Origin of the sequence: Nocardioides psychrotolerans (genome assembly GCF_900113685.1) — a bacterium.
Classification (GTDB): domain Bacteria; phylum Actinomycetota; class Actinomycetes; order Propionibacteriales; family Nocardioidaceae; genus Nocardioides; species Nocardioides psychrotolerans.
On the sequence record NZ_FOQG01000003.1, the window covers coordinates 338,777 to 348,239 of the forward strand.

Below are 9,463 nucleotides of genomic sequence, written 5' to 3' on the forward strand. Positions count from 1 at the left end.
TGGCTCAGGCGGGGAAGGAACCGCCCGCCGCGGCGAGCTCGCGCAGCCACGGGGTGGGCGCGAACCTGTCGCCGTACGACGCCGCGAGCTCGTCGGCCCGGGCGCAGAACGCCGAGAGGCCGACCGTGCCGTCGGCGCCGACGTAGCCGGTCATGAACTGAGCGGCGCCACCGGTCATCGGCGGGAAGCCGATGCCCATGATCGAGCCGATGTTGGCCGCGGCGGCGGACGTGATGACGTCCTCCTCGAAGCACTTGGCGGTCTCGAGCGCCTCGGCGAAGAGCATCCGGTCCTTGACGTCCTCGATCGAGGGCTGCTCCTCGGCGACCGGGAACAGCTCGCCCAGGCCCGCCCACTGCGTGACGCGCGAGCCGCTCTCGTCGTAGTCGTAGAAGCCGGCGCCGCGCAGGCGACCGGGGCGACCGGCCTCCAGCATCTGGCCGACGACCTTGGTGCCGGGGTGCTCGGTGTGCGGGGTGCCGTCGCGCTCGGCGGCCTCCCGCGTCGCCGTGGCGATCTTGTCCATGAGCTCCATGTTGAGCTCGTCCGTCAGCTGCAGCACCGGCGCGGGGTAGCCCGCCTGGCTCGTGGCCCGCTCGATCGTCCAGGGGCGCACGCCCTCGGCAACCATGGCGAGGCCCTCGTTGACCATGAAGCCGATGACACGCGAGGTGTAGAAGCCGCGGCTGTCGTTGACGACGATCGGCGTCTTGCGGATCTGCTGCACGACGTCGTAGGCCTTGGCCAGCGCGAGGTCCGAGGTCTCCGCACCGCGGATGATCTCGACCAGCGGCATCTTGTCGACGGGGCTGAAGAAGTGCAGGCCGATGAAGTCCTTCGGGCGGTCGACGCCCTGGGCCAGCTCGGTGATGGGCAGCGTCGAGGTGTTGGAGCAGAGCAGCGCGTCGGGGTTGATGAACGGTGCGATCTCGGCGAACACCTTGGCCTTGAGCGAGGGGTCCTCGAAGACGGCCTCGATGACGAGGTCGCAGCCAGCGAGGGCAGCGGGGTCACCGGTCGCGGTGATCCTCCCCAACAGCTCGGCCTTCTTCTCCTCCGTGGACTTGCCCCGCGAGATCGCCTTGTCGAGCAGCTTCTCGCTGTAGGCCTTGCCCTTGGCGGCATTCTCGTCGGAGACGTCCTTGAGCACGACCTCCATGCCGGCGCGGGCACAGGAGTAGGCGATGCCGGCGCCCATCATGCCGGCGCCGAGGACGCCCACCTTGGTGGCCTTCCACGGCTCGATGCCCTGGGGGCGGAGCGAGCCGGAGTTGATCGCCTGCAGGTCGAAGAAGAACGCCTGGATCATGTTCTTCGAGCCCTGGTTGACGATCAGGTTCGTCAGGTAGCGCGACTCGATGCGCGAGGCGGTGTCGAAGTCGACCTGCGCACCTTCGACGGCAGCACTGAGGATCGCGCGGGCGGCGGGGTAGACCGCGCCCTTGGTCTGCTTGCGCAGGAGGGCCGGGAAGGCGGGCAGGAAGGCGGCCAGGGCCGGGGACCTCGGGCTGCCGCCGGGCATCTTGTAGCCGGGCAGGTCCCAGGGGTTGGCCGAGGCGTCCGGGTTGGCCTTGATCCACGCCTTGGCGGCGGGCACGAGGTCCTCGCGGGTCGGGACGATCTCGTCGACCAGACCCTTCTCCTTGGCAGCAGCCGGCTTGAAGCGGGTGCCCTGGAGCAGGACGTCCATCAGGCCGGACTGGATGCCGAGCATGCGCACGATGCGGGTCACGCCGCCGCCACCGGGCAGCAGGCCCAGGCTGGACTCGGGCAGGCCGATCTCGACCTTGTCGTCATCGACGATCACCCGGTGGTTGGCGGCCAGGCAGATCTCCAGGCCACCGCCGAGCGCGGCGCCGTTGATCGCGGCGACGACGGGGCGGGGGAACTTCTCGAGGCGGCGCAGGCCGGCCTTGACGCCTTCGGCCATCGCGAAGACCGACGCAGCGTCGTCCTTGGTCGCGGTGACCATGCTTTTGAGGTCACCCCCGGCGAAGAAGGTCTTCTTGGCGCTGGCGATGACGACGCCGGTGACGCTCTTCTCATCGGCAGCCGCCTCGTCGTAGAGCCGGTCGACGGCGGTGGTCATCGAGGAGATGTAGAGCTCGTTCATGGTGTTGGCGCTCGACGACGGGTCGTCGAGGGTCAGCGTGACGATGCCGTCGGCGTCACGCTCGTAGTGCACGGAGGTCTCGGTAGCGGTGGTGCTCACGTGGTGGGTTCCTTCGGGGTTCGAGAGAGGGGTACGTCGAGGGGTCGGTGGTCGTCAGACCAGCTCGACGATGGTCGCGATGCCCATGCCGCCGCCGACGCAGAGCGTGGCGAGGCCGCGGCGCAGGTCGCGACGCTGGAGCTCGTCGATGAGCGTGCCGAGGATCATCGCGCCGGTCGCACCCAGCGGGTGACCCATGGCGATCGCGCCGCCGTTGACGTTGGTGATCTCGTCGCTGATGCCCATGTCGCGCATGAAGCGCATCGCCACCGCGGCGAACGCCTCGTTGATCTCGAACAGGTCGATGTCGTCGACCGTCAGTCCGGCCTTGGCCAGCGCCTTGCGGGCCGCGGGAGCCGGACCGGTGAGCATGATGACGGGATCGGCGCCGGAGACCGCCGTCGCGATCACGCGGGCCCGGGGGGTGAGGCCGAGGTCCTTGCCGACCTGCTCGGAACCGATCGCCATGATCGCGGCACCGTCGACAAGCCCCGACGAGTTGCCGGCGTGGTGAACGTGGTCGATCTTCTCGATCCAGTGGTACTTCTCCAGCGCCACGTCGTCGAAGCCCGCGTCGCGACCGATCTGGGCGAACGACGGCTTGAGCCCGGCGAGACCCTCGGGGCTCGTGTCGGGGCGGATCGTCTCGTCGTGGTCGAGCACGGTCAGGCCGTTGATGTCCTTGACCGGCACGACCGAGTTTCCGAAGTAGCCGTTGGCCCAGGCCTTGGCGGCGCGGTGGTGCGACTCGGCGGCGTAGGCGTCGACGTCGTGGCGCTCCCAGCCCTCGATCGTCGCGATCAGGTCGGCGCCGATGCCCTGGGGCACGAAGCCGGCCTTGAAGGCGGTGGCGGGGTCGGAGGCCCACGCTCCACCGTCGGAGCCCATGGGCACACGGCTCATCGACTCGACGCCACCGGCGAGGATCAGGTCCTCGAAGCCACCACGCACGCGAGAGGCGGCCTGGTTGACGGCCTCGAGGCCCGAGGCGCAGAAGCGGTTGAGCTGCACACCGGCGACGGTGTCGGGGTAGCCGGCCGCGAGCGCTGCCGTCTTGGCGATGTCGCCGCCCTGGTCGCCGATCGGCGACACGACGCCGAGCACGACGTCGTCGATGCGGTGCGGGTCCAGGCCGGGGTTGCGGTCCTTGACCGCGTCCAGCAGGCCGACCACGAGGTCGACGGGCTTGACCTCGTGGAGGGAGCCGTTGGCCTTGCCCCTGCCACGCGGCGTACGGATGTGGTCGTACACGAATGCTTCTGCCATGACCGTCCTCGGTGTTGTCTGCACGTGCCTGCGCCCGAAGGAGTCGGACGACGTTTGATTGTGACACTATTACTGTCAGTATCGTCAAGAGCAGGCCCGATGTGGTCTGGCTCACGCACCCCACACACATCCGGGAGGAGGCTCGATGACCTCGGAGTCCGTTGCCGACCAGGTCGAGGAGCTGCGCGGTCTGCTCACGCTCGACGAGCTGACCAACCGGGTCGGCATGAGCGTGCGCAACGTGCGCTTCTACACCACGAAGGGCCTGGTCCCGCCGCCGCTGCGCCGCGGTCGCTCGGGCTACTACACCCCCGACCACGTGGCCCGGCTCGAGCTGGTCCAGGAGCTCCAGAGCCACGGCTTCACGCTGTCGGCGATCGAGAAGTACGTCGGCGGGCTGCCCGGCGACGCCAGCCCCGAAGACATCGCGCTGCGCCGCTCGATGCTGGCCCCCTGGCAGGCCGACCTGCCCGTCGAGCTGTCCCGCGCTGAGCTGGAGCAGCGCATCGACCGCACGCTCAGCAGCGACGACCTCGAGGTCCTGAGGGCGCTCGGCATCGTCTTCCCGAGCAAGCGCGGCCACTACGAGGTCGCGCTCTCCCAGCTCTCGGTCGGCCTCGGCCTGCTCGACCTCGGCTTCCCGCTCGAGGCGGCGATGGCCTCCGCCGCGATCTACCGCCGCCACGGCCAGGAGATCGCGCACGAGCTCTACGAGGTGTTCCGCCACATGGTGTGGCCGGTCTACCAGGAGTCCGGGGCCTCCCCCGGGACGATCCAGGAGGTCGTGGAGCGCCTCAAGCCGCTCTCGATCGCCAGCCTCGTCTCCGCCTACGAGGCCGGCATGGACGAGACGAAGCGGGAGAACATCACGCGCAAGGCGCAGCGGCGCGGCTGACCTGCATGGATCACCGGCCGGCCGGGGATCCTGGCGCTTGTCCGCCAATCCCCCAGGCAGTTCGCGCGCCGGCGACACCGCCGGAGCGTGGCGCGGGCGCGCGGCATGGCGAACTGCCGACGAACCGACCGACCCCGCACGCCGTACGACGACGCAGCGCCCGCCACCGTGAGGTGACGGGCGCTGCGGTGGTCGAGGCCGAGGTCAGCGACGACCGGAGCTGAACGAGGCAGCGGTGTGGCTGCCGCCCGAGGTCGAGCCGCCGCGCGAGCGACCGCCGCCACCGCCGGAGCGCTTGCCACCCTGGCCGCCCTGGCCGCCGGACTTGGGCGCGGAGGCCTTGCCGCCGGCGGAGGAGCCGGAGCCCGGGGTCGACGTCGAGTAGGAGGACGGGGCCGACGAGGACGAGCCGCCGGAGCGACCTCGGCCACCACCGCCGCCACGCTTCGACGACGCGGGAGCCGAACCGCCGCGCTTGGCGCGCTGGCGACCGCTGGGGCCTTCGTTGGAGGGACGCGAGGTGCCGGCAGGCCGGTCGAGCTCGATGCCGCCGACGACGACGGTGCGCTCACCGGGGGCGAGCGTGGTGAGCATCGGGTGCGAGGCGTTGTCGATGCGGGTGGTGGTCGGGTTGATCCCGGCCGCCCGCGTCAGCTGGCGCACGTCGCGCACCTGGTCGTCGGTCATCAGGGTGATGACGGTGCCCGCGGCGCCGGCGCGCGCCGTGCGGCCCGAGCGGTGCAGGTAGGCCTTGTGCTCCATGGGCGGGTCGGCGTGGACCACGAGGGCCACGTCGTCCACGTGGATGCCACGCGCGGCGATGTCGGTCGCGACCAGGGTCGTGGCCTTGCCGGAGTGGAACATCTCCATGTTGCGGGTGCGGGCGTTCTGGCTCAGGTTGCCGTGCAGGTCGACCGACGGCACGCCGGACTTGTTGAGCTGACGGGCCAGCGCCTTGGCGCCGTGCTTGGTGCGGGTGAAGACCATGGTGCGCCCGGGGGCGCTCGTCAGGTCCACCAGGACCGCGATGCGGTTCTCGCGGGCGACGTGGAGGACGTGGTGATCCATCTTGGCGACCGGCGACTGCGCCGAGTCGGCCTCGTGCACCTTGGGCGAGTGCAGGAAGCGCTTGACCAGCACGTCGATGGCCTTGTCGAGCGTGGCCGAGAAAAGCAGACGCTGGCCGGACTGCGGGGTCTTGTCCATGATCCGGCGCACGCTGGGCAGGAAGCCGAGGTCGGCCATGTGGTCGGCCTCGTCGAGGATCGTCACCTCGACGCGACCGAGGTCGCAGTGTCCCTGCTGCATGAGGTCCTCGAGGCGACCCGGGCACGCGACGACGATGTCGACGCCGCGCTTGAGGTTGGCGACCTGGGGGTTCTGGCCGACGCCACCGAAGATCGTCATGGAGTTGAGCCCGGCGGCCGAGGACAGCGGCTGGAGGGCCTGGTGGATCTGGCCGACGAGCTCGCGGGTCGGGGCCAGGATGATCGCGCGGGGCATGCCCGAGACGCGGTTGCCCTTCTGGGCCGAGAGGCGGGCCACGAGCGGCAGCAGGAACGCGTAGGTCTTGCCGGAGCCGGTGCGGCCGCGGCCGAGCACGTCGCGCCCGGCCAGGGAGTCGGGGAGCGTCGCGGCCTGGATCGGCGTGGGCACGGTGATGCCCTGCTCGGTCAGGACCGCGACGAGGGAGGAGGGGACGCCGAGGTCGGCGAAAGATGCGGAGTTCACAGAAGAAGTCACTTACGTTGGTGTGTCTCACCAAGCCGTCCCGCCGGCGGCGGGGAAGAAGCATGTGCCTCACGAAGGAGGGGCGCAGCGAGACGCGAAGTTCCGATCTGCGCGGGAGCTCGAGGTAAGACTGGACGAGCCGCTGAGTTGAGAGTAAGGCACGCGCGGCACCTGCCGTGAATTAGCAGCCATGCCTAGGGTGTGAGCATGCCCACTGTCCTGGTCACCGGCGCCACCGGCTTCGTCGGCCGCCGTCTCGTGCCCGCCCTCATCGACGACGGCCACCAGGTGCGCGCGATGACCCGCCGCCCCGATGCCTACGACGGTCCCGGCGAGGCCGTGGGCGCCGACGTCGACGACCCCTCGACGCTCGCCCCGGCGCTCAGCGGTGCCGACGTGGCGATCTACCTCGTGCACGCCCTCGACGACAACGACTTCGAGCGCAAGGACGCCCAGGCCGCCGTCGCCTTCGGCAAGGCTGCGGCCGAGGCCGGCGTGCGCCAGATCGTCTACCTCGGCGGCCTGGGCGCCGACAGCGACGACTTGTCCGCGCACCTGCGCTCCCGCCGTGAGGTCGAGGCGCTGCTCGGCGAGGGTGGGGTGCCCGTCACCGTGCTCCGCGCTGCGATCGTCGTGGGTGCCGGCGGCATCTCCTGGGAGATGACCCGCCAGCTGGTCAAGAACCTCCCGGCGATGGTCGTGCCCAAGTGGGCTGCGACGCGCACCCAGCCGGTCGGCATCATCGACGTCGTGCGCTACCTCGTCGGCGTGGTGGAGCACCCCGACGCACAGGGCCGGGTCTTCGAGATCGGCGGGCCTGAGCAGCTGACCTACATCGAGATGCTGCAACAGGCCGCCGAGATCATCAACGGTCGCAAGGTCGCGGTCATCAAGGTTCCGGTGCTGACGCCCAAGCTGTCGTCCTACTGGATCTCCTTCGTCACCAACGTCGACGTCACCACCGGTCGCAACCTCATCGACTCGATGGGCACCGAGGTGATCGTGACCGACCACGCCATCAAGGACGTCGTGCCCGGCGAGCCGATGACGTACGCCGACGCCGTACGGCTGGCGATCAAGGAGTCCGGCCCGAAGGGCTCAGGCCCCAAAAAGTAGGGGCAGCGCGAAGAGCATCGACAGCGACCAGGTGCAGTGGGTGAGGATCGGCGCCAGGATCCCGCCCGACGCGCGGCGCTGGAGCCCGACGACGACCCCGAGCAGCAGCGCGGCGAAGGACAGCATCACGTTGCCGGTCGCCAGCGTGGCGACGAAGTAGGCGATCGTCGTCCAGATCACGGGGTGCCGGGTGATCGCGGCATAGGCGGCACCGCGGAAGAACAGCTCCTCGGCCACGCCGTTCACCGCCGTGATGACGACCAGGATCGGCAGCGACCCCTGGTCGGCGAAGTCGAGGACCGAGCTGACCTGGCGCTCCAGGAAGTCGATCTGCCGGACGATCAGGCCACCGACGACGAAGATGCCGGCGACCCCGAAGCCGACCAGGATCGGGGTGATGATCGGTCTCACGTGCGCGTCGCGGTGGGAGATGCGACCCAGGTGCAGCGGCCCGGAGGCGAAGGCGCCGACGGTCCACACCGCCGCGAGGCAGGCCGTCGCGGCGTAGAACGTCGTGCTGCCGGGATCGATGCGGATCGAGAACCCGAGCACGACCGCGCCGAGCAGCACGAAGCCGATCGTCACCAGCTGGCGACGCCTCAGCGCCTTCGGGGTCTGCACGTGGTCGCGCGGGACGACGTCCCACAACGATCGCTCGAGCCAGCTCCGCACACAGATCACCCCTCGACCGAAACTTTACGGGCGAGGGGTGAACCGATGATCAGGTGCCTACTTCTTGAACGCGTCCTTCACGTCCTTGGCGGCGTCCTTGACCTTCTCGACGCCATCCTTGATCGAGGCAGAAGCCTGGTCGCCCTTGCCCTCGGCCTCGAGGCTCTCGTTGCCGGTCGCCTTGCCGGTGCCTTCCTTGGCCTTGCCGGTCATGTCCTCGGTCTTGTTGCTGATCTTGTCGCCCAGTCCCATTGCTACCTCCGGTGTGAGTGCGATGGATGCCTCCGACGAAGCACCCTGTGGTGACCGGTTACCCGTTGGCAGCCACGGTCACGCATCCTCGCACCTGAGAATCGGCTACGAAGCCCGGATGGCCACGGCGCGCGGTCGAGGTGCGCGGGAGCCTCGACGCCATCCACTCGTTGGTCGGGCCCCGTGTCGGCGCCGGCGCCGGCGCCGGCGTCAGCCACCGGTTGAGCTCGCCGTTCCTTGGGCCAGTAGTGGCGAAGGAGGCCGTGTCTCGTTCGTGCCGCGTTGTCAGGGCGAGTGGGTCGCAGAACTAGACCGGGAAGCCGCTCTCAATGCGAAACCTGGCGTGCTGGCTCCCCTCTGCGACTGAGGTGTGATGCCGCCGGGCACCCGTGGGTGTACCCGTGGGTGTAGAAGCGCGCGCTACGCGGGGCAAGCGGACGTTCAGGAGCTATTCGCCGAGAGCGGCCATGGCCAGAACAGCGTGCGCAACAAGCCCCAACGGGCCGCCTAGCAGCATCCCCAACCCGAGCGAACGGCGTCCCGCGCCGATGACGAGCAGCGCGCTGCTAAGCGAGATCGCTACAGCGCCGACCACCAGCAGGGACACCCCGTCATCGTTCGTTGCGCCTATCGCCAGGGCCCCGACGAACCAGAGCAGCGTCAAGAGCAACGCCATGCCTACCCCGGTGAAGAACTGACCCATCGAACGCACTTCCTCTCCGTCGACTCACCACCGCGCCAGTGGTGCGCAACCTTTCCTGGCGGAGCATGCCGTGCCGATTGCAGCCGCCGCTCATCGGCTATGAGCTATGAGCGGACGTTTCGCAGCAGGATCCATCACACCTCGGTCGCATAGGGGGGCTGGCTCTGGGATTTCCGGTGGTGGTTGCCGTGGGGGCTGTTGGCAGACTGGCCTGTAGACCCCAGACAGGGCAGGCGAAACGCGCGACGTTGGGCATCACCGAGGCCATCATGCTCCGGGCACGCCCTGCCGAGGTCGAGGACCGTGCGGACGAGAGCGCCATCGGCACGAACGAGAACTCTGGCCTGGTGCGCCACCACTGGCCCCAAGGCGCGGACCAGCGAGCGGCAGACTCCAGAGGGACCCTCAACGCGAGGTTCGTTGCAACAGCCGGTTGAGCCCAAGGATCGTGACCCTGCGCAGACGCGCTTGTCAAGCGAACGTCTCTTCGACTACACTAGATGCATGACAACCGGCGCCACCATCGACCCCCACGAGGTCGACGACAACGCGCCCACACCTTCGGACCTCATCGCTGAGATCTGCGCCGCCAAAGCTGCAGAGAACGCCGCCGGGT

8 protein-coding genes are annotated in these 9,463 nt (G+C 69.4%); 2 read left to right on the forward strand and 6 right to left on the reverse strand.

Features of this window, described 5'->3' with window-relative positions; genetic code table 11:
• Positions 1-4: 4 nt before the first annotated feature.
• On the reverse strand, positions 5-2,212 hold the full coding sequence (locus BM204_RS05960) for a 3-hydroxyacyl-CoA dehydrogenase NAD-binding domain-containing protein (protein ID WP_091111193.1): 2,208 nt from the start codon (positions 2,210-2,212) through the stop codon (positions 5-7).
• A gap of 54 nt (positions 2,213-2,266) precedes the next feature.
• Positions 2,267-3,478, reverse strand: a complete 1,212-nt coding sequence (locus BM204_RS05965; RefSeq protein ID WP_091111195.1) for an acetyl-CoA C-acetyltransferase — start codon at positions 3,476-3,478, stop codon at positions 2,267-2,269.
• Between the two features lie 145 nt (positions 3,479-3,623).
• On the opposite strand from BM204_RS05965, the gene BM204_RS05970 reads away from it, so the two are divergent.
• Positions 3,624-4,373: a MerR family transcriptional regulator gene (locus BM204_RS05970; RefSeq protein WP_091111197.1), complete on the forward strand. Its 750-nt coding sequence runs from the start codon at positions 3,624-3,626 to the stop codon at positions 4,371-4,373.
• Positions 4,374-4,577: 204 nt separating this feature from the next.
• On the opposite strand, the gene BM204_RS05975 is transcribed toward BM204_RS05970, so the two are convergent.
• Entirely contained in the window at positions 4,578-6,104 is a 1,527-nt protein-coding gene (locus BM204_RS05975; RefSeq protein ID WP_091111198.1) for a DEAD/DEAH box helicase, read from the reverse strand.
• Between the two features lie 207 nt (positions 6,105-6,311).
• Between BM204_RS05975 and BM204_RS05980 the strand changes: the two genes are divergently transcribed.
• Positions 6,312-7,220, forward strand: coding sequence for an NAD(P)H-binding protein (locus BM204_RS05980; RefSeq protein WP_091111200.1), 909 nt, complete (start codon positions 6,312-6,314; stop codon positions 7,218-7,220).
• Here BM204_RS05980 and BM204_RS05985 read toward each other — a convergent pair.
• The 3 genes from BM204_RS05985 to BM204_RS05995 form a co-directional block, all read right to left on the reverse strand.
• Positions 7,203-7,901 carry a type II CAAX endopeptidase family protein gene (locus BM204_RS05985; RefSeq protein WP_256215538.1) on the reverse strand — a complete coding sequence of 233 codons (699 nt, stop codon included), beginning with the start codon at positions 7,899-7,901 and terminating at the stop codon, positions 7,203-7,205. The two genes, BM204_RS05980 and BM204_RS05985, sit on opposite strands and share 18 nt — an antisense overlap.
• A 48-nt stretch (positions 7,902-7,949) precedes the next feature.
• Entirely contained in the window at positions 7,950-8,144 is a 195-nt protein-coding gene (locus tag BM204_RS05990) for a CsbD family protein (RefSeq protein ID WP_091111204.1), read from the reverse strand.
• A gap of 448 nt (positions 8,145-8,592) precedes the next feature.
• Entirely contained in the window at positions 8,593-8,847 is a 255-nt protein-coding gene (locus tag BM204_RS05995; RefSeq protein ID WP_091111205.1) for a hypothetical protein, read from the reverse strand.
• Between the last annotated feature and the right edge of the window lie 616 nt (positions 8,848-9,463).